This window comes from Bradyrhizobium sp. USDA 4473, from assembly GCF_054063335.1.
Map to the genome: position 1 here is coordinate 8,063,527 of NZ_JBSSGE010000001.1, position 18,712 is coordinate 8,082,238.

Genomic DNA, 18,712 nt, shown 5'->3' on the forward strand with positions numbered 1-18,712 from the left:
GCGGCCGGCCCCGCGCTGGCCGCGGTCGATGTTTGCCTCAACAACCAAGGATCTGACGTTTCCAATGAAGACGATGCGTTTCCTGCTCCGTTCGGCCGTTCTCATGCTCGGCGTCCTCTCCGGCGCCGCCCTGCGCGCCGAGACTCCGGCCAAGCCCGATCTGAAGGTTGGCTTTGTGCCGGGCCCCTATATCGACGAGTTCAAGGTCGGCGTCGCACCGGAGCTGGAGAAGAAGGGCTACCATATCCGCTATGTCGAGTTCTCGACCGGGTTGGAGGCCAACAATGCCGTGTTCAAGGGCGAGATCGACGCCAATGTCATGCAGCACACGATCTTCCTGAACTCCTACAACGAGCGGCAGCAGACCGACCTGGTCGGCATCGTCCACGTTCCGACGCCGCCGATGGGGCTCTACTCGAAGAAGCACGCGGTGGGCTCGCCGATCAAGCCCGGCTCGACCGTGGCCGTGCCCAACGATCCCGTCAATCTGCAGCGTGCGCTCTGGATCCTGCGCGACCTCGGCCTCGTCGAGATCCGTGACTCCAAGCCGGTCGACGTCAGCGAACTCGACGTCATCAAGAATCCCGGCGGCATCAAGATCGTGCCGCTGGAAGCGGCACAGGCGCCCCGCGCGTTCGACGACGTCGATTTCGCCGCCATCCAGGGCAACTTCGCGATCTACAGCGGCTTGAAGTTGACCAATGCATTCGCGCTGGAAAAGATGACGACGCCCTATGTCAACGTGGTCGCGGTGAAGAAGGCCAATGCGGATTCTGCGTGGGCGCAGGATATCGTTGCCGGCTACAAATCGCAGACCTTCAAGACCGCGATCCTGTCGGATCGGTTCTATGACGGGTTTACGCTGCCGGATTACCTGAAATGACCGTCCGAGAGTTGTGACGGCCCCGCGAGCAGCCGTTACCCGCCGTAGCGCGGACGTCAGTCGAACTCGACCGGCTCGGCGCCAGGATAGGAATGGGCGACGAACTCGCAGAACGCGCGCGCCGCCGGCGACAGCTTCGCCTCGTTCTTCCAGGCCAGCCCGACATCCATGGTGTGGACATCGTCGTCGAGCGTCTTGAGGTCGATGCGATGTCCCTCCAGCGACCAGGGACGGTAGACCATGTCGGAAAGGATGGTGATGCCCATGCCGGTCGCGACCATGCTGCGAACCGCTTCGACCGACAGGGTGCGGAAGATGACGTTCGGCACATGCGCCGTATGTTGCCAGTAACGCATCGCCGAGCGTTCGGCTTCATCGACGGTCAGCATCAGATAGGGCTCGCTCGCCAGGTCGGTCAGCTTGATGCTGTCCTTGCGCAGCAGCGGATGATTGACGCATGTCCACAGCCGGCGCGGCGAGCGCAGCAGCAGCCGCGAGCGAATCGAGTTGCGGTCGTGCAGGTTCGCGATCAGCATGATCGCGGCATCGACGCTGCCGCTGATCAGGCTCTGCTCGATCGCGTCGCGTTGAAACTCGTGCAGCCGGACCGTGATGCCCGGAAAGGACCGCCAGAACCGCGACAGCAGCGGCGGCAGGAAATATCCGGCGACGGTGTAGCTCACGGCGACGTCGACCGTGCCGTCAACCTGTGTTCCCCAGCGATGCGGTCCCCGGATCGCATCTGACACGCTCGCCTCGATGGCGCGGGCGCGCTGCAGGAATTCGTGGCCGTCAAAGGTCAGCGTCACGCCATTGGAGTGGCGGTCGAACAGCTTGCGGCCGAGCTCGGCCTCGAGGGCCTTGATCGACGAGGTGACCGCCGACTGCGTCACGCTCAGCGCGGCCGCGGCCGCCGAAACGCGGCCGCTCTCCGCCGTCGCAATAAAATGCCGGACCTGACGGAACGTCAGAGACATAAAATTTTCCGATATCAGCGAACGATATTTCGAATTTTACAATCCCGCGACGGAACGGAAAGATCAATCTGCTGGGTGCGGGCGAAAAGGCGTTGAGATGATGGCGGACGGGTTGGAATTGGTCGCGCGCGATGTCAGCGTCCAATTCGAAGGCCTGAAGGCGCTGTCTGACGTTACATTGGCCGTGCCGCGCGGGCGCATAACCGGGCTGATCGGCCCCAACGGGGCCGGCAAAACCACCCTTATCAATGTGTTGACCGGTTTCCAGCCGCTCGGCGCTGGCACCGTGGAGCTCGAGGGCGAGACGCTCAACGGCATTGCGGCGCACAAATTGCGGCGCAAGGGCGTGGCGCGGACGTTCCAGTCGGGTCGACTATTCCGCGACTTGCCCGTCATGGACAACCTGGAAGTGACCGGCGTCGGCCTTGGCCATGGCCGGCCCGAGGCGATCAGCGAAGCCGAGCGGGTCATGGCCTGGCTCGGCATCTCGCATCTCGCCAACACCATTGCGGGCGCGCTGCCCTATACGGACGAGCGCCGTGTTGCGATCGGCCGCGCCATCATGTGCACGCCGCGATATCTGCTGCTCGACGAACCGGCGGCGGGAATGTCGGAACTCGAGAGCCACGAGCTCGCCGCCATCATCCGCCGGATCGCGGGCGAGCTCAATGTCGGCGTGCTGCTGATCGAGCACAATATCGGCCTCGTGCTCGAGCTCTGCGAGCGCATCTTCGTGCTCGACTCCGGCGAGGTCATCGAAGTCGGCCCACCGGCCCAGATCCGCGACAGCGACGCGGTGCGGCATGCCTATATGGGCACGCAACGCGACGAGTTGATTGCGCAGGTGACTGCCGAAGTGGCCGTCGCATCATGACCGCCCTCGCCGTCGACGACATCACGGTCAGCTATGGACGCCTGACGGCGCTCCGCGGCGTAACATTGACCGTCGACGAGGGCGAGATCCTGTTTGTGACCGGCCCGAACGGCGCCGGCAAGTCGACGCTGCTAAACGCCATCGCGGGCGTCGTACCGCCGGGGTCCGGTTCCATCATGATCGATGGCATGGAGATCAGGGGTGCCGCGCCCGAGGACATTGCCCGGCGCGGATTTTCGCTGGTGCCGGAGGGACGCAACGTCTTCGGCGCGCTGACGATCGAGGAAAATCTGAAAGTCGGAACCGGTATGCGGGCCGACCGCAAGAAGATCGCCGGCGACCTCGATCAGGTCTACCAGGAATTCCCGATGCTGGCGGAGCGCCGCCACACCCCGGCGGGCATGCTGTCCGGCGGCCAGCAGCAGATGCTGGTGATCGGCCGCGCGCTGATGGCCGCGCCGCGCATCATGGCCATCGACGAGCCGTCGCTCGGCCTTGCGCCGAAAATCATCGACCAGGTCTATGAGATCCTGCTGCGGTTGCGGGCCCAGCGTAAGCTCACGCTCCTGATCGTCGAGCAGAGCTCGACCCGCGCCCTGATGACGGGCGGGCGGATGGTGCTGATCCGCGGCGGACGCATCGTGCTCGAGGGCCCCGCGGCCGAGATGGTCAGGGACGATCGCCTGAGGCAGACCTATTTCGGCTTCGGAGATCACTGAGATGCGCGAGCTGCTCCAGATCATCTTCGACGCGCTGAGCCTCGGCAGCCTCTATGCCCTCGGCGCGCTCGGCATCGCCCTGATTTTCGGCGTGATGCGGCTGGTCAATTTCGCCCACGGCGATTTCATCGCCTTTTGCGTCTTCGCCATGCTGTGGCCGTCGATCGATGCGGCCGCGATCGTGTTTGCCGGCCAGCTGCCATTCTATCTGCTGATCCCGCTTCTGCTCTTGATCGGCGCCGGGCTGTCGATCCTGTCGGAGATCGTCGTGTTCCGCCGCTTCCGCAACGCCAATCCGGCGACGATGATGATCGCATCCTTCGCGCTCGGTTTCGTCATCCGCCATCTGCTGCTGATGCTGTTTTCCAGCCGGCCGAAGTCGATCACGCTGTGGCCGAGCCTCGGCCTGCCGGTCGAGTTCCTCGGCGCCCACATCCCGATGCTCCAGGTCGTGACCATCATCATCACGCTGGCCGTGCTGGTGATCCTCGTCCTCTTCCTCAAGCGCACGCGCTACGGGCTCGAGATGCGCGCGGCCGCCGACAATTTCACCATGGCACGCATGCTCGGAGTTCGCGCCAACGGCGTGATCCTGCTGGCTTTCGCCATTAGCGGCATGCTGGCGGCTGCGATCGGCCTGATCCTGGCGACCAATTCCGGCACCGCCGACATCGGCATGGGCGCCAATGTGATGCTGATCGCGTTCATCGCGACCGTGATCGGCGGCCTCGGCAGCATTCCCGGCGCCGTCGCCGCCGGCTTCCTGATCGGTGCCGCCAGCGTCGTGTTCCAGGCAACCCTGCCGCATGATGCCCGCGTGTTCCGCGACGCCTTCGTCTATGGCGCGGTCATCGTCGTCCTTCTGGTGCGGCCTCAGGGCCTGTTCGCACCGAAATCCGCCAAGCAGAGGGTCTGATGTCGCAGCGGCCGTCCGTCATCCGGCAAACGATCATCACGCCGATCGTGCTGATCGTGGCGCTGCTCATCATGGCCGCCCTGTCCTATCAATTCGGCAGCCGAGCGTTCAACCGCACTGTGGTCGAGATGTTTATCAACATCATGGTGGTGGTCGGGCTCTACGTCTTCGTCGGCAATTCCGGCCTGCTGTCGTTCGGCCATATCAGCTTCATGTGCCTCGGCGCCTATATGACCGCCTGGCTCACCATCCCACCGGTCATGAAGTCGATCACGCTCAAGGGCCTGCCGACATGGCTGCTCCACACCCAGCTGCCGATGTGGGTGGCAACGCCGATCTCGGGCCTGTTTGCGGCATTGTTCGCGCTGATCGTCGGGCGCGTCATCATGCGCCTGTCGGGCATTGCCGCCTCGATCGCGACCTTCGGCCTGCTCGGCGTCATCAACAATGTCTATTCGAACTGGGACTCGGTGACGGGCGGGCAAGGTTCGATCGTCGGCATTCCGCCCACCATGAACGTCTGGACCGGATGGATCGGCGGCGCGGTGGCGATCGCGATCGCCTATCTCTATTCGATCTCGCGCTCGGGCCTCGCGCTGCGCGCCACCCGCGACGAATCGGTCGCGGCCAGCGCCTCCGGCATCGATATCGTCCGCGAGCGGCTGATCGCCTTCGTCGTCAGCGCCTTCATCATCGGGCTCGCCGGCGCGCTGTATGCGCATTTCCTGAGCATCGTCAATCCCGGCGCATTCTATCTACGGACCACCTTCATCACGCTGTCGATGCTGGTGGTCGGCGGCATGTACAGCCTCAGCGGAGCCGTCTCGGGCGTGGTCGCGATATCGGTGCTGATCGAGCTGTTCCGCGACCTCGAGAAGGGCGTCAGCCTCGGCGGACACACCGTCGGCCTGCCGAACGGCGTCCAGGAGATCGCAATCGGCATCATCACCATCGCGATCCTGATCTACCTGCCGACCGGCTTGACCCGCAACCGGGAGTTCTCCTGGCGCCGATGGCCGTTGCAGCGGCGCCTGACGCGGCCGGTCCAGACCGCACTGAAGGAACTGCACTGACGCTTGTTTGTACAATTGGAGGAGTGGGGTTATGCGCGTTACGACATTACTCAGCATCTTGGCCGGAGCAGCCACGCTCTGGTTCACGTCGGCGCAGGCGGCCGACGAGATCGTGGTCGGATTTGCCACCGCGGCATCCGGCTTCATGCAGGCCTATGACAAGCCGGCGCAGGACGCGGCGCTGATCCGGATCGACGAGATCAACAAGGCCGGCGGCCTGCTCGGCAAGAAGATCAAGCCGGTGTTTGCCGACACCAAGACCGACCAGGCCGAAGGCGCCAAGGCTGGTCTTGCGGTGCTCGACCAGGGCGCCGATCTCGTGATCGTCTCCTGCGACTACGATTTCGGCGCGCCCGCGGCGCTGCAGGCGCAAGCCGCCGGCAAGGTTTCCTTCTTCCTTTGCGCCGAGTCGATCAAGGCCGGCATCCCCGGCGTCGGCCCGTTCTCGTTCTCGGCCTCGGTGCTGGCGGCGGTGCAGGGCGCGACGATGTCGGAATGGGCCTACACCAAGAAAAACGCGCGCAGCTTCTATCGGCTGCTCGACAGCTGGACGGTCTACAACAAGGGCATTTGCGACGGCTTCGACTGGATGCTGCCGCGCCTGAAGGAGGCCAAGCTGGTCGGCAGCGACACCTTCAAAAACGACGATGCCTCGATCGCCTCGCAGATCACGCGGATCAAGAGCCTGCCGACAGAACCTGACGCCATCATGCTCTGCACGATGATGCCGGGCGCCGTCTCCGCCATCAAGCAGATCCGCGCCGCCGGCATCAAGTCGATGATCCTCAACGGTTCGGGCGTCGACGGCAGCTACTGGATGAACGCCGTGCCGGACCTGTCGAACTTCTATGTTCCGGTGCAGGGCTCGGTCTATGGCGACGATCCCAACCCGAAGGTCAACGAGTTCAACAAGAAGTACAAGGAGGTCACCGGCGGCGACCCGTCCAGCCAGTACGTCTATCCGGGCTACGTCCTGATCGACGTCTGGGCCAAGGCGGTCGAACGCGCCAAGTCGACCGATGCGGCAGCCGTCGTGGCCGAGCTCGAGAAGATGAACAACGAGGCCACGCTGTTCGGGCCGCGCACCTTCAGCAAGGACATCCACCACCAGAACCAGGGCCGTTACCTGATCGTCGACACCGAGGCCGGCAAGCCGAAAGTGATCGACCAGTGGACGATCTCGGAGAAGATCCCACTCGATTATCTGGTGTCGAAATAAGCCGGCAACGCGCCGCGCCCGGCCGCACCTGCTGCGAACCGGGGCGGCGCAGCCTTCGTACTTTTGCAATGCTGCTGGAAGGAACCAAGGAGATGGTCGTGATCAACTGCGACATGGGCGAGGCCTACGGCCTCTACAAGATGGGCGACGACAAGGCATTGATGCCCCATATCGACGTCGCGAACGTCGCTTGCGGCTTTCATGCCTCCGACTTCAATCACATGCGCAAGACGGTGCAACTCGCCAGGCAGTTCGGCGTCAAGGTCGGCGCGCACCCCTCGCTGCCGGATCTGCAGGGCTTTGGCCGCCGCGAGATGAAGATCGACCGCGAGGAGCTGGCCAACTGCCTGCTCTACCAGATCGGCGCGCTCAAGGCGTTCCTCGATGCCGAAGGCATGCCGCTCAATCACATCAAGCCGCACGGTGCGCTCTACGGCATGGCCTCGCGCAACGAGGAGATCGCCGACGCCATCGCGGACGCCGCCGACGTCTACAAGGTTCCGCTGCTCGGCATGAAGGGAACGCTGCACCAGCAGGTCTACGAGCGGCGCGGCCACGCTTTCGTCGCCGAATATTACGCCGACCTCGACTACAATGGCGACGGCAGCCTGATCATCACCCGCGAGCACGAGGCCAAGGATCCGGCCGACGCTGCCACAAGGTGCGCAAGAGCGGTCAATGAGGGCAAGACGCGCACGGTGGCGGGAAACGATATCGTGGTCGGCGCCGATTCGATCTGCATCCACTCCGACACGCCGAATGCGGTCGCCATCGCCGAGGCCGTCCGCGAAGCGGTCCGCCCCTATCTCACCGCCCGCTGAACGGTCGCGGCAACGAAGCAAAGATTCTCAAAGAGGAAACCATGGCCACCCAGCAGATCTTCTCGCCGCTCCCGGGCATCTTTTATCGCAAGCCCGCGCCCGACAAGCCGGTCTACAAGAACGACGGCGACGTCGTCGCCGAGAGCGACACGATCGGGCTCATCGAGGTGATGAAATCGTTCAATGAGGTGAAGGCCGGCGTCACCGGCAAGATCATTGGATTCCTGGTCGAGAACGAGGACGCCGTGATGGCCGGCCAGCCGATCGCCGAAATCGACGTCTGATAAGCCATGACGATCAAGAAGCTCCTCATAGCCAATCGCGGCGAGATCGCGGTGCGCATCATCCGCGCGGCGCGCGATCTCGGCATTGCGACCGTTCAGGTCTACAGCAAGGCCGACAAGGATTCGCTCGCGGTCCGGCTCGCCGATGAGGCGATCGATATCGGTCCGCCGCAGGCGTCGAAATCTTATCTCAACCAGGCGACCATCCTGGCGGCGGCGCAGAGCACCGGCGCCGATGCCATCCATCCCGGCTACGGCTTCCTGGCCGAGAATGCCGAGTTCGCGGCCGCGGTCGAAGCAGCCGGACTGGTCTTCGTCGGCCCGACCGCGCAATCGATCCGGCTGATGGGCGACAAGGTCGCGGCACGCGAGGCTGCGGCCTCGGCGGGCGTGCCGACCGTTCCCGGTAGCCAGGGGCGGCTGGAGTCGGCGGACGCAGCCTTCGCGCTGGTCGAGACAACCGGTTTCCCCGTGATGATCAAGGCCGCCGCCGGCGGCGGCGGACGCGGGATCCGCATCGCACGATCCACGGAAGAATTCCATCATCTGATGCCGCAGGCGCAGGCCGAGGCGCTTGCGGCCTTCGGCGATGGCGGGCTCTATGTCGAAAAGCTGATCGAAGGCGCGCGGCATATCGAAGTGCAGGTCCTCGGCGACGGCCGCGACGTGATCCATTGCTTCGAGCGGGAATGCTCGTTGCAGCGCCGCCGCCAGAAGGTCTGGGAAGAAGCCCCCTCGCCCTCGCTGACCCAGGCCGTGCGCGAAAAGCTCTGCACCTCCGCGGTGGCACTGGCCAAGGCGGTGAACTACCGCGGCGCCGGGACGCTCGAATATCTCTACGACGATAGAACCGGCGAGTTCTACTTCCTCGAGATGAACACCCGCATCCAGGTCGAGCATCCCATCACCGAAATGATCACCGGCATCGACCTCGTGCGCGAGATGATCCGGATCGCCGGCGGCGAGCCGTTGCGCATCCGCCAGGAGGAGGTGCGCGTCAGCGGCCATTCGATCGAGGTCCGCATCAATGCCGAGGACCCGGCCAGGAATTTCCTGCCCAATCCGGGAACGGTGAGCGGGCTCGGCGTACCCGGCGGCGACGGCGTGCGCTTCGACAGCATGCTCTATCAGGGCTACACGGTGCCGCCGTTCTACGACAGCCTGCTCGGCAAGCTGATCGTGCACGACAAGGATCGGCCGAGCGCCATCGCCAAGCTCGAGCGCGCGCTCGCCGAGCTCAATGTCGACGGCATCTTCACGACCAAGCCGCTGCACCAGGCGCTGGCGCGCGACGCCGACGTCAAGGCCGGACGCTTCCATACCGCATGGCTCGAGCCGTGGCTGGAGTCCCACGCCGCGGCCCTTGCCACCACCTCACCGCCATCGGCTGCAAAGGCCGCGTCATGATCATGAGACGATCCGCCCCGTCAGCAACAGGAGGCCGCTAGTCATGCAAACCCGATTTTCCTTCGGCGGCGACGAGCACATCTTCGCCGAGGTCGGCGAGGCAATGTCGCTCGAGGCCTTTTTCAAGAGCCTCTTCATCACCAATGCGGTACGCGACGCCAGGATCAAGGGCGTCACCGAGATCTGTCCGGCCAACGCCTCCTATCAGGTCAAGTTCGATCCCGACCAGATCAAGCCCGACGATCTGCTCACCGAGCTGAAGCGGCTGGATTCCGCATCCGAGAAGTCGGAGCCGGTGATCAAGACGCGGATCATCGAGATCCCCGTGCTCTACAACGATCCCTGGACCCACGAGACACTGATGCGCTTCCGCGAGCGGCATCAGAATCCTGAAGGCACCGACCTCGAATACGCCGCCCGCATCAACGGCCTCGACAGCGTCGACGCCTTCATCAAGGCGCATTCCAGTGCGCCCTGGTTCGTCTCGATGGTCGGCTTCGTCGCCGGACTGCCCTTCCTCTACCAGATGGTCGAGCGAAAGCGGCAGCTGCAGGCGCCGAAATATCTGCGCCCGCGCACCGACACGCCGAAACTCACCGTCGGGCATGGCGGATGCTTCAGCTGCATCTACTCGGTGCGTGGGGCCGGCGGCTATCAGATGTTCGGCATCACGCCGATGCCGATCTATGATCCCAACCAGAGCATCAGCTATCTGCGCGACTTCATGTGCCTGTTCAAGCCGGGCGACATCGTGAAGTGGAAGTCCATCGACCGGGCGGCCTATGACGCCGCGGTCGCCGATGTCGACGCCGGGCGTTTTGCTCCAATCATCCGTGATGTCTCGTTCTCGCTGACCGAGTTCAACCGCGACATCGATGGCTATAACAGCAAGCTCGATGGAGTTCTCCATGGCCGTTAAGGTTTTGAAGCCGGGTCTTGCGACCACCGTGCAGGACCTCGGACGTCCCGGCTATTATCACATCGGCATCCCGCTCTCCGGCGGCATGGACCGTCACGCACTGGTCGCCGCCAACCTCCTGGTCGGCAACGAGGCGGGCGCGGCCGTGCTTGAAGCCGTGTTCATGGGACCCGAGCTCGAGTTCACCGAGGACGCGATCGTCGCAATCACCGGCGCGGAGCTGCCGCCGAAGCTCGACGGCGAGCCGCGCGAGACCTGGACCAGCTTCAAGGTGAAACGCGGCCAGATCCTTTCCTTCGACTTCCTCAAGCAGGGCGCGCGCGGCTACATCGCCGTCGCCGGCGGCATCGATGTGCCCGTGGTTCTCGGCTCGCGCTCGACTTATGCGCTCGGCGCGCTCGGCGGCTTCAAGGGCCGCAAGCTCGAGGCCGGCGACGAACTGCCGGTCGGCAGAGCCGCCGCGACCGTCAAGGACGGCCGCGCCGTTGCCAGGGAATTGCGCGGGCAACCGGCGGGAATGCCGACGGAACTGCGCGCAATGCCCGGCCTCTATTGGCACCGCATCACCGAGGCGGCCGGCACGGGGTTCTTCTCCGACACCTGGAAGGTCGCGCCGGAAGCGGACCGGATCGGCTACCGCTTCAAGGGCGGCAAGCCGCTCGAATTCGTGCCGCGCGAACCGCCGTTCGGCGCGGGCTCCGATCCGTCCAACATCACCGACGCCTGCTATCCCTACGGCTCGATCCAGGTTCCCGGCGGCACCGAGCCGATCGTGCTGCATCGTGACGCCGTCTCTGGCGGCGGCTACTTCATGGTCGGCACCGTGATCGCCGCCGATATGGATCTGATCGGCCAGCTGCAACCCAACACGCCGGTGAAGTTCGTCAAGGTCGACATGAACGAGGCGCTCGCGGCCCGCAAAAGCCGCTCGGAGTTGCTCGGCAGGCTGCACAGCGCACTGGCATAATTGCCAGTCACCTGCCCTGTTCGCCAACGACCGCGGTCATCGATTGGTGACCGCGCATGATCATGTCCTGCGCTTCGGCCGTCGGTTGCGGCCTCTCATGTCTGAAATCGGCATCACGGCGACTTCCCGGCCTGTCGGCACGAGAGTTGCAATGAATACCGCCGGGCTGAGGGGCGCCGCTCATGGGTTAGGCAACATCGGAGCAACCGCGATGTCCGTTTCTCTGAAACAAATCCGCTACTTTGTCGCCGCCGCCGAGACCGGTCGGATCAGCCAGGCGGCGATCGACCTCAATGTCTCGCAGTCCGCGGTCACTGCGGCCATTCAGCAGCTCGAAGCAACCGTCTGCGCGCGCCTGCTGGAACGCACGCCGAACGGTGTGACCGTCACCATGGAGGGCAGCCGGTTCCTGTCCCAGGGCCGTCAAATCCTCGCCACTGTCGCCGAAGCGGTGCGCAGCACGCAGATGGCCGCCGGACCCTTGTTCGGGACGATCCGCATCGGCGTCACCTATACCGTGTCGGGCTACTTCCTGCCGCGCCATCAGATGCGCTTCCAGGCGAGCTTCCCCGGCATCACAATCGAGCTGTTCGAGGCACCGCGCGACGTGCTCGAACGCGCGCTGGTCGACGGCGCGCTCGATCTCGCGGTGATGCTGGTTTCCAATTTGCGCGACAACGCCAAACTCACCAGCGAGACGTTGCTGCGATCGCCGCGCCGGCTGTGGCTGGCGCCGGAGCATCCGCTGACCCGCGCCGAGCGGGTTCATCTCGCCGAGATCGCGACCTATCCCTACGTCATGCTCACCGTCGACGAGGCCAAGCACACCTCGATGCGCTACTGGAGCAACGCCTCGCTCGAGCCGAAGACGATCTTCCGCACGTCCTCGGTCGAAGCCGTGCGCTCGATGGTCGCAGGCGGCATGGGGATCGCCATCCTCTCCGACCTGATCTACCGGCCCTGGTCGCTGGAAGGGCAGCGGATCGAGACCCGCGTCGTCGAGGACGAGGTGCCCACCATGGACATCGGCCTGGCCTGGCGTCGCGACACCAGGCCATCGGACGCCGCGATGGCATTCCGCGATTTCATGCGCTTTGCGGTTGCCGGCGTGGGGCCGGCCCGGCCCCCGGTCAGCATGGATCACCGGCACCGGGCCGAGGAGGCGATCGAAATCTAGAATATCTGTTTCCGTTTTATTCGACTTGACGCCGTCCGGCAGTCCTCGCCAAACTTTGACCCGGGGACGCGACGACCGGAGGCACAGCCGGCGGCGGGGAGTGAGACATGCAAGTCACCTACACGACCAACGACATCCCGTTGCAGAGCCGCCGCCAGTACTGGCAGGAGGTGGTCTCCCGAACCTATTACTCGCTCGACCTGCGCTTCCCGAGCACGCGCGACTTCAATGCGCGCCTCGGTGCCTGGTCGATGGGTCCCCTCTCGGTCTCGCGCAACATTGCAAACGGCCTGCTTTACAAGCGGCATGAGCGGCATCTGCTGAGCGAGCGGGAGGAATCCTTCCTGATCACGGTGCCGGAGCTTGCCGAAATCCGCTTCGAGCAGGACGGCAAGGTGGTGCACTGCCGGCCCGGCGCCTTCCTGATCGAGCGCAGCCATCTGCCCTACGAGTTCAGCCATCAGGATCCGACGGCGCTGTGGTGTTTGAAGATCCCGAGCGTGGTGCTGCGCGGGCGCATCACCCGCCCCGAGCGGCTCGCGACGCTGCAGTTCGACGCCAGCCGCAGCGTCGGCGCGCTGTTCGTCGACACGCTGCGGCTCTCCGCGGAGCGGATCGAGGAAATGGACGAGACGGCGCGGGCGATGATGGGCAAGCACCTGATCGAGCTGCTTGCGATGGCCATCGAATCCGACGACCGCGTGCTGACCGGCCATTCGTCCTCGGTGCGCAACGGCCATCTGCTGCGCTGCGAGCAGTTCATTCGCACACCCGCCTCGACGACATGCGGCTGACGCCGCAGATGATCGCCGATGGCTGCGGCATTTCGCTGCGCTATCTGCACCAGATCTTCGAAGGCGAAGGCCTGACCGTCTGCGCCTATATCCGCAACCAGCGACTGTCGATGTGCGACGCCCTGCTGCGCGATGCAAGCTGCCGCAAGAGCATTTCGGAGATCGCCTATCAATGGGGCTTTGCCGACCAGGCGCAGTTCAGCCGCAATTATCGCGGCCGGTTCGGCTGCACCCCCAGCGAGGCGCGTGCCACCTCGCGCGCCGCCAGCGCCTGACGGCGGCATCAGCCGCCTGATCGTTTCCTAGGCATCCCGCCGCCGGTCCGGGCACGTGTGCCCCCCTGCGGCTGCGCTCTCTCGCACAAATCTTCCTGCGCTCAGCGTCAAGAAGGCAAGCCGCCGCTCTGCCTAAGATCGGCGAAACGCTTGTTCGAAAGGAAGACGCATGGTGCAGGACCTTCGTGTGGCTGTCGATGTCGGGGGCACGTTCACCGACATCTGCATTATGGACGAGACCACCGGTCTCATCCGCATCGAAAAGACCTCCTCCACGCGCGATCCGATCGACGGGATCATGGGCGGCGTGTCCAAGGCCGGTATCGACCTGTCCAGGGTGGCGCTGTTCTCGCACGGCACGACGGTTGCCACCAACGCGCTGATCACGCGCCGCCTGCCGCGCACCGCCGTCGTCACTACCAAGGGGTTCCGCGACGTCATCGAGATCCGCCGCGCCAACAAGGAAGACCTCTGGGACACCTACAAGGACGTGGTCCGGCCCTATGTGCCGCGGCGCGACCGCCTGACCGTCCCCGAGCGCGTGGATGCTGCAGGCACCGTGATCGAGCCGCTCGACCTCGACGCCGCGCGCAACGTCGCGCGCATCCTCAAGCGTCGCGGCGTCGCCGCCGTCGCCGTCTGTTTCATGAACGCCTATCTCAACGGCGCCAATGAGCGCGCCATGCGCGACATCCTGCTGGCGGAGATGCCTGATATTCCGGTCTCGATCTCCTCGCAGGTGCTTCCCGAGATCTTCGAGCATGAGCGGTTCTCGACCACGGTCGCCAATGCGGTGGTGAGCCCGGTCGTCGTCAACTACACGAGCCGGCTCGGCGAACGCTTGGCGCAGGAAGGCTACAGCCGCGATCTGCTGCTGCTGCACACCGGCGGCGGCGTGATGACGCCGGCGAGCGTGAAGGATTTCGCGGCGCGCCTGGCTGGCTCCGGCATCGCCGCCGGCGCCATCGCCAGCCGCTATATCGCCGGCCTCTGCGGCTTTCCGAACTCGATCGGCCTCGACATGGGCGGCACCTCCACCGACGTGTCGCTGGCCTATGAGGGGCAGTCGCGCATCACCAAGGATTGGCACATCGAATTCGGCTATCCGATCCGCTTTGCCTCGATCGAAGTGCTCACCATCGGCGCCGGCGGCGGCTCGCTGGCGTGGACGGACCCGGCCGGCTCGCTGCGCAACGGACCGCAATCGGCCGGTGCGCACCCGGGACCGGCCTGCTATGGCAACGGCAATACGCAGCCGACCAACACCGACGCCAATGTGACGCTTGGCCGGCTCGGTACCGACCTCGCCGGCGGCAAGGTCAAGCTCGACCCCGCATTGGCTGAGCAGGCGGTCGAAGACGGCGTTGCAAAGCCGTTCGGCCTCGGCCTGCACGAAGCCGCCGACGCGATCGTCAAGGTCGCCAATGCCAACATGTCGGATGCGGTGCGGCTGATCTCGATCAGCCGCGGCTACGATCCGCGCGACTTTGCCCTGGTCGCATTCGGGGGCGCCGGCGCCCTGCATGGCGTCGACGTCGCGCGCGATCTTTCGATTCCTGTTGTGATCGTGCCGCCCAATCCCGGCGTGACCTCCGCGCTCGGCTGCCTGCTCGTCGACGTGCAGCACGATTTCTCGCAGAGCTGCATGGTCGATGCGGCCGACGCCGACGCCGCCGAGATCGAGGCGCAATTCGCGGAGCTCGAGAAAGCGGCGCTGGCACGGCTGACCCATGAGGGCGTCGCGCAGCAGGACATCGTGTTGCAGCGCTCGATCGACATGATGTATCGCGGCCAGTGGCGTTCGCTCGCGGTGAGCGCGCCGCGTCCGATCGCAGCGATTTCCGATCTGGTGCAGAGTTTCCACGCCGAACACCAGCGCGAATACAATTTCCGCCGCGACAGCGCGCCGGTCTCCTTCTTCCGTCTTAATCTGAAGGCCGTGGGTGTGGTTCCCAAGGCCGAGTTCGCCATTCACACGCCGACTGGCGCTAGCCCCGGGCCGGTCAGCCGCCGCAGGGTCTGGTTCGAGGGCAGCGGGCTCGATACGCCCGTCTATCAGCGCGACGACCTGCCCTGCGGCTTCTCCTTTCAAGGCCCCGCGATCATCGAGCAGGTCGATGCGACCACCGTCGTGCCGCCCGGCGCCAGCGCCGAGGTCGACAAATATCTCAACATCATCATCCGCGTGAAGGAGTGAGCCATGACCGGAGCTCTCCCGCTCGACCCCGTGACCTTCGAGGTTCTGAAGAACTCCTTCATCACCAGCGTCGACCAGATGGGCGAGCAGGTGTTGCGAACCTGCTACTCCTTCGTGATTTACAATCGCGATTTCTCAAGCGCGCTGCATGACGCCAATGGCGAATGCGCCGCGCAAGGCAACCAGGACATCGCGGTTCACGTCGGCACGCTGCATTTCACCTGCAAGGACGTCATGCGCCATTTCGAAGGCGACATGCATGAGGGCGACGTCTTCGCCATCAACGATCCTTATGCCGGCGGCACCCATTTCTCCGACGTGCGGCTGATCCGTCCGATCTTCGCCGACGGCAAGATCATCGCCTTCAGCCAGTCCAACGGACACTGGTCTGACGTCGGCGGCAGCGTGCCGGGATCGTTCGACGTCGCCGCCCGCGAGATGTTCCGCGAGGGCCTGCGCATCACGCCGGTCCGCCTCTTCGACAAGAATGGCTTGCGCAAGGACGTCGCGCATCTGATCGCGTCCAACACGCGCGACCCGGCCTCGATCATCGGCGACATCCAGGCCCAGGCCGAAGCCACCGCGGTGTGCGAACGCGAGATCCTGCGCCTAGTCGGCAAATACGGCCGCGATACGGTCGAGACCGGGCTTGCCGCCGTGCAGGACTATGTCGAGCGCTCGGCACGCCAGCGCATCGCAGCGCTCCCCGACGGCGAATGGGAGACAGTCGACTTCATCGACCGCGATCCGGCCGGCGGCGAAGGCATGATCCCGATCCGCATCAAGCTGACGATCAAGGGCGACCGCGCGATCTACGACTTCACCGGCAGCCACCCGACGATCGGCTCGATCTACAACTCGGCGTTCGGCGCGACCTTCTCCGCCGTTGCCGCCGGCATGAAGACCTTCTTCCCGGATCTGCCGCTCAATTCGGGCTTCTATCGCTGCTTCGAGATCATCGCCCCCGAAGGCTCGATCGTCGACGCCAAATGGCCGATTGCGGTCACCGGCTTCCTGATGCCGTTCGAAAAGATCATGAACTCGATCTACGAGATGTGGTCGAAGCTGATGCCGGAGCGCGCGCTCGCCTGCGCCTTCAATCTCGAATATCTGCTGACCGGCGGCCTCGACGCCCGCAGTTCCGACAAGCCAATCTTCATGTTCTACGACTGGCTGCCCGGCGGCTGGGGCGGACGCAATGGCAAGGACGGCAGCAACGTCACGACTGCCTGCTTCGGCACCGGGTTGATGTCGCAGCCGGTCGAGGGCCAGGAGCGCGCCAACCCGATCCTGACCACCGAATGCGAGATCCTCAGGGATTCACCCGGTCCCGGCAAATGGCGCGGCGGCGCCGGCGTGATGAAGACGTCGCGGATGCTGCAGGCCGAGAAGACCGTGATTTCCTATATCTGCGACCGCGAGCGCGCCATCGTGTGGGGCATCGAGGGTGGCCTGCCGTCGATGCCGCACGGCCTGACCCTGAAGCGCGCCGGCAGCACGGCCGAGGAACGGCTCGGCTCGATCTTCTCGGATGTCCCGATCGGCGAAGGCGACATCTTCTCGCGTCCGACCGCCGGCGGCGGCGGCTTTGGCGACCCGCTGGAGCGCGATCCGAATCTCGTGATCGAGGACATCAAGGACGATTATGTCTCGGTCGCGCGCGCCGCCAAGGACTACGGCGTCGTGGTGCACGCCATCGACGCCGAGCTCTGCAATTACGAGGTCGACAAGGTTGCGACTGCGGCGCTGCGCGCCAAGATCCGCGCCGAGCGCATTGCCAATGTGCGACTCGATCCCGAGCAGGTGGCACAACGCTACCGCAACGGCGAGCTCGACGCGCTCGACGTGATCCGCAGCCACGCGGTGATCCTCGACTGGGGCACCGGCGCCTTGCTTCCCGAATCCACCCGCCAATTCCGCGAAGCATTCGAGCGGCGCTCGGTCGCGATGTGGAAACCGGGCTGATTGCCATCGACGTCGGCGCCGCCGTCAGCGGCGCGGACTGTCTATCGAGAGAGGATTCGAAATCACCGCCCCTGCAGTTTCATTCGAACCATGAGGATTGCGCTATGACGATCACGACGTGCCTTTCTTCCAACCGACAATGGCCGATCCGCTCCGTGCTCGGCATCGCCGCCGGCCTCGCGCTTGCCAGCGCCGTCACTCCGGCACTGGCAGCGGCCGAGACGCCGTGGTTTCCCATGAAGGTCTACGATGCGTCATCCGGCACGCCGAAACCTGCTGAATACACGCCGCTGCCGAAAGCCGAGAAGCCCTACAAGCTCTGTGTGCTGTTTCCGCACATGAAGGACAGTTTCTGGGTCGCGGTCGCCTACGGCATCGTGAAACAGGCCGAGACGATGAACGTCAACATGAACCTCTACGAGGCCGGAGGTTACGAGAACCTGCCCAAGCAGCTGTCGCAATTCGACGACTGCATGGCGAGCGGGCCGGACGCGATCATCGTCGGCGCCATCTCCGATGCGGGCCTCAGCAAGAAGTTCGAGGAAGCCAAGGCCAAGGGCGTGCCGGTGGTCGGCGTCACCAACCCGCTGCCGCCCAATGCGCTGCCCGCGGCCAACTATGTCGACTTCGTCGCCATGGGCGAGGTCACCGGCGACGGCCTGCTGGCGCAGACCAAGCCCGGCGACAAGCTCAACATCGTGACGTTCCCCGGTCCGGCCGGCTCGGGCTGGGCGGAGTCGTTCAATGAGGGCTTCAAGAAGGCCGTCGCCAAGAACCCGAACGCCAAGATCCTGGCTGAGAAGTTCGGCGACTCCGGCGTCGCCGTGCAGCTTCAGCTGATCCAGGATGCGTTGCAGGCCTATCCCGGCATGAACGTGATCTGGGGCACCGCCCCCACCGCCGAGGCCGCCATCGGCGCGGTGGCCGAGGCCGGCCGAAGCGATCTGAAGATCGTGTCGTCCTACGAGAACCAGGCCATGCTCGACGCGCTGAACCGCGGCGACATCCTCGCCTTTGCGACCCAATATCCGGTCGGCGAAGGCGCCATCGCGATCGACCAGGCGGTGCGTCTCATCGAGAAGAAGCCGATCATGAGCCTGGTCCAGCCGGTGGCCGCGGTGATCGACAAGACCACCGTGCCGAAATTGCAGATGGATCTCGTGCTGGCGCCGGCAAGCTGGACGCCGGTCTACTCGGTCAAGGCCAAGTAACTGATCAAGAGCCGGCGTAAGGCGGGAGCAACGC

General features: G+C 64.8%; 18 protein-coding genes. 17 read left to right on the plus strand and 1 reads right to left on the minus strand.

The genetic code is table 11. The features are described from left to right. The first annotated feature begins 73 nt into the window (after positions 1 to 73). Positions 74 to 883: a MetQ/NlpA family ABC transporter substrate-binding protein gene (locus tag ACVW17_RS37775; RefSeq protein WP_456799030.1), complete on the plus strand. Its 810-nt coding sequence runs from the start codon at positions 74 to 76 to the stop codon at positions 881 to 883. Between the two features lie 56 nt (positions 884 to 939). Here the strand turns inward: ACVW17_RS37775 and ACVW17_RS37780 are convergent, their stop codons facing one another. Further along, a complete protein-coding gene (locus ACVW17_RS37780; RefSeq protein ID WP_456798892.1) occupies positions 940 to 1,860 on the minus strand; it encodes a LysR substrate-binding domain-containing protein in 921 nt (306 codons plus the stop codon). Between the two features lie 100 nt (positions 1,861 to 1,960). Here ACVW17_RS37780 and ACVW17_RS37785 point away from each other — a divergent pair, with 100 nt between their 5' ends. The 16 genes from ACVW17_RS37785 (at position 1,961) to torT (ending at position 18,678) form a co-directional block, all read left to right on the plus strand. Further along, positions 1,961 to 2,734: an ABC transporter ATP-binding protein gene (locus tag ACVW17_RS37785; RefSeq protein ID WP_456798893.1), complete on the plus strand. Its 774-nt coding sequence runs from the start codon at positions 1,961 to 1,963 to the stop codon at positions 2,732 to 2,734. Continuing rightward, positions 2,731 to 3,453: an ABC transporter ATP-binding protein gene (locus ACVW17_RS37790; protein ID WP_456798894.1), complete on the plus strand. Its 723-nt coding sequence runs from the start codon at positions 2,731 to 2,733 to the stop codon at positions 3,451 to 3,453. Before ACVW17_RS37785 ends, ACVW17_RS37790 begins: the two co-directional genes overlap by 4 nt. Position 3,454: 1 nt before the next feature. Then, complete coding sequence (locus ACVW17_RS37795) at positions 3,455 to 4,369, plus strand: branched-chain amino acid ABC transporter permease (protein ID WP_456798895.1); 915 nt, start codon at positions 3,455 to 3,457, stop codon at positions 4,367 to 4,369. Next, positions 4,369 to 5,442, plus strand: coding sequence for a branched-chain amino acid ABC transporter permease (locus ACVW17_RS37800; protein ID WP_456798896.1), 1,074 nt, complete (start codon positions 4,369 to 4,371; stop codon positions 5,440 to 5,442). Before ACVW17_RS37795 ends, ACVW17_RS37800 begins: the two co-directional genes overlap by 1 nt. A gap of 31 nt (positions 5,443 to 5,473) precedes the next feature. Then, positions 5,474 to 6,661 carry an ABC transporter substrate-binding protein gene (locus ACVW17_RS37805; RefSeq protein WP_456798897.1) on the plus strand — a complete coding sequence of 396 codons (1,188 nt, stop codon included), beginning with the start codon at positions 5,474 to 5,476 and terminating at the stop codon, positions 6,659 to 6,661. A 92-nt stretch (positions 6,662 to 6,753) separates the two neighbouring features. Then, positions 6,754 to 7,482 (plus strand): LamB/YcsF family protein, encoded by a 729-nt coding sequence (locus ACVW17_RS37810; RefSeq protein WP_456749861.1) that lies wholly within the window; start codon positions 6,754 to 6,756, stop codon positions 7,480 to 7,482. Between the two features lie 41 nt (positions 7,483 to 7,523). Next, positions 7,524 to 7,766 carry an acetyl-CoA carboxylase gene (locus tag ACVW17_RS37815; protein WP_456798898.1) on the plus strand — a complete coding sequence of 81 codons (243 nt, stop codon included), beginning with the start codon at positions 7,524 to 7,526 and terminating at the stop codon, positions 7,764 to 7,766. A gap of 6 nt (positions 7,767 to 7,772) precedes the next feature. Next, complete coding sequence (locus tag ACVW17_RS37820; protein ID WP_456798899.1) at positions 7,773 to 9,173, plus strand: acetyl-CoA carboxylase biotin carboxylase subunit; 1,401 nt, start codon at positions 7,773 to 7,775, stop codon at positions 9,171 to 9,173. Positions 9,174 to 9,216: 43 nt separating this feature from the next. After that, positions 9,217 to 10,092, plus strand: coding sequence for a 5-oxoprolinase subunit B family protein (locus ACVW17_RS37825; protein WP_456798900.1), 876 nt, complete (start codon positions 9,217 to 9,219; stop codon positions 10,090 to 10,092). Next, a complete protein-coding gene (locus tag ACVW17_RS37830; RefSeq protein ID WP_456798901.1) occupies positions 10,082 to 11,059 on the plus strand; it encodes a 5-oxoprolinase subunit C family protein in 978 nt (325 codons plus the stop codon). Before ACVW17_RS37825 ends, ACVW17_RS37830 begins: the two co-directional genes overlap by 11 nt. Positions 11,060 to 11,270: 211 nt before the next feature. Then, the gene (locus ACVW17_RS37835) at positions 11,271 to 12,236 is read left to right on the plus strand and encodes a LysR family transcriptional regulator (protein ID WP_456798902.1); all 966 of its coding nucleotides are present in this window, start codon (positions 11,271 to 11,273) and stop codon (positions 12,234 to 12,236) included. 107 nt (positions 12,237 to 12,343) lie between these two features. Then, a complete protein-coding gene (locus ACVW17_RS37840) occupies positions 12,344 to 13,030 on the plus strand; it encodes a cupin domain-containing protein (protein WP_456798903.1) in 687 nt (228 codons plus the stop codon). Next, on the plus strand, positions 13,021 to 13,305 hold the full coding sequence (locus tag ACVW17_RS37845) for a helix-turn-helix domain-containing protein (RefSeq protein ID WP_456798904.1): 285 nt from the start codon (positions 13,021 to 13,023) through the stop codon (positions 13,303 to 13,305). Before ACVW17_RS37840 ends, ACVW17_RS37845 begins: the two co-directional genes overlap by 10 nt. A gap of 172 nt (positions 13,306 to 13,477) precedes the next feature. Further along, positions 13,478 to 15,502 carry a hydantoinase/oxoprolinase family protein gene (locus tag ACVW17_RS37850; RefSeq protein ID WP_456749868.1) on the plus strand — a complete coding sequence of 675 codons (2,025 nt, stop codon included), beginning with the start codon at positions 13,478 to 13,480 and terminating at the stop codon, positions 15,500 to 15,502. A 3-nt stretch (positions 15,503 to 15,505) separates the two neighbouring features. Continuing rightward, positions 15,506 to 17,467 (plus strand): hydantoinase B/oxoprolinase family protein, encoded by a 1,962-nt coding sequence (locus tag ACVW17_RS37855; protein ID WP_456798905.1) that lies wholly within the window; start codon positions 15,506 to 15,508, stop codon positions 17,465 to 17,467. Positions 17,468 to 17,571: 104 nt separating this feature from the next. After that, positions 17,572 to 18,678, plus strand: a complete 1,107-nt coding sequence (gene torT / locus ACVW17_RS37860) for a TMAO reductase system periplasmic protein TorT (RefSeq protein ID WP_456798906.1) — start codon at positions 17,572 to 17,574, stop codon at positions 18,676 to 18,678. Positions 18,679 to 18,712 lie beyond the last annotated feature (34 nt).

Bases quoted from the DNA above. Each gene is read 5' to 3' on its own strand.
- ACVW17_RS37775 (WP_456799030.1), top strand. From the start codon at position 74: ATGCGTTTCCTGCTCCGTTCGGCCGTTCTCATGCTCGGCGTCCTCTCC.
- ACVW17_RS37780 (WP_456798892.1), bottom strand. From the start codon at position 1,860: ATGTCTCTGACGTTCCGTCAGGTCCGGCATTTTATTGCGACGGCGGAG.
- ACVW17_RS37785 (WP_456798893.1), top strand. From the start codon at position 1,961: ATGGCGGACGGGTTGGAATTGGTCGCGCGCGATGTCAGCGTCCAATTC.
- ACVW17_RS37790 (WP_456798894.1), top strand. From the start codon at position 2,731: ATGACCGCCCTCGCCGTCGACGACATCACGGTCAGCTATGGACGCCTG.
- ACVW17_RS37795 (WP_456798895.1), top strand. From the start codon at position 3,455: ATGCGCGAGCTGCTCCAGATCATCTTCGACGCGCTGAGCCTCGGCAGC.
- ACVW17_RS37800 (WP_456798896.1), top strand. From the start codon at position 4,369: ATGTCGCAGCGGCCGTCCGTCATCCGGCAAACGATCATCACGCCGATC.
- ACVW17_RS37805 (WP_456798897.1), top strand. From the start codon at position 5,474: ATGCGCGTTACGACATTACTCAGCATCTTGGCCGGAGCAGCCACGCTC.
- ACVW17_RS37810 (WP_456749861.1), top strand. From the start codon at position 6,754: ATGGTCGTGATCAACTGCGACATGGGCGAGGCCTACGGCCTCTACAAG.
- ACVW17_RS37815 (WP_456798898.1), top strand. From the start codon at position 7,524: ATGGCCACCCAGCAGATCTTCTCGCCGCTCCCGGGCATCTTTTATCGC.
- ACVW17_RS37820 (WP_456798899.1), top strand. From the start codon at position 7,773: ATGACGATCAAGAAGCTCCTCATAGCCAATCGCGGCGAGATCGCGGTG.
- ACVW17_RS37825 (WP_456798900.1), top strand. From the start codon at position 9,217: ATGCAAACCCGATTTTCCTTCGGCGGCGACGAGCACATCTTCGCCGAG.
- ACVW17_RS37830 (WP_456798901.1), top strand. From the start codon at position 10,082: ATGGCCGTTAAGGTTTTGAAGCCGGGTCTTGCGACCACCGTGCAGGAC.
- ACVW17_RS37835 (WP_456798902.1), top strand. From the start codon at position 11,271: ATGTCCGTTTCTCTGAAACAAATCCGCTACTTTGTCGCCGCCGCCGAG.
- ACVW17_RS37840 (WP_456798903.1), top strand. From the start codon at position 12,344: ATGCAAGTCACCTACACGACCAACGACATCCCGTTGCAGAGCCGCCGC.
- ACVW17_RS37845 (WP_456798904.1), top strand. From the start codon at position 13,021: ATGCGGCTGACGCCGCAGATGATCGCCGATGGCTGCGGCATTTCGCTG.
- ACVW17_RS37855 (WP_456798905.1), top strand. From the start codon at position 15,506: ATGACCGGAGCTCTCCCGCTCGACCCCGTGACCTTCGAGGTTCTGAAG.
- torT (WP_456798906.1), top strand. From the start codon at position 17,572: ATGACGATCACGACGTGCCTTTCTTCCAACCGACAATGGCCGATCCGC.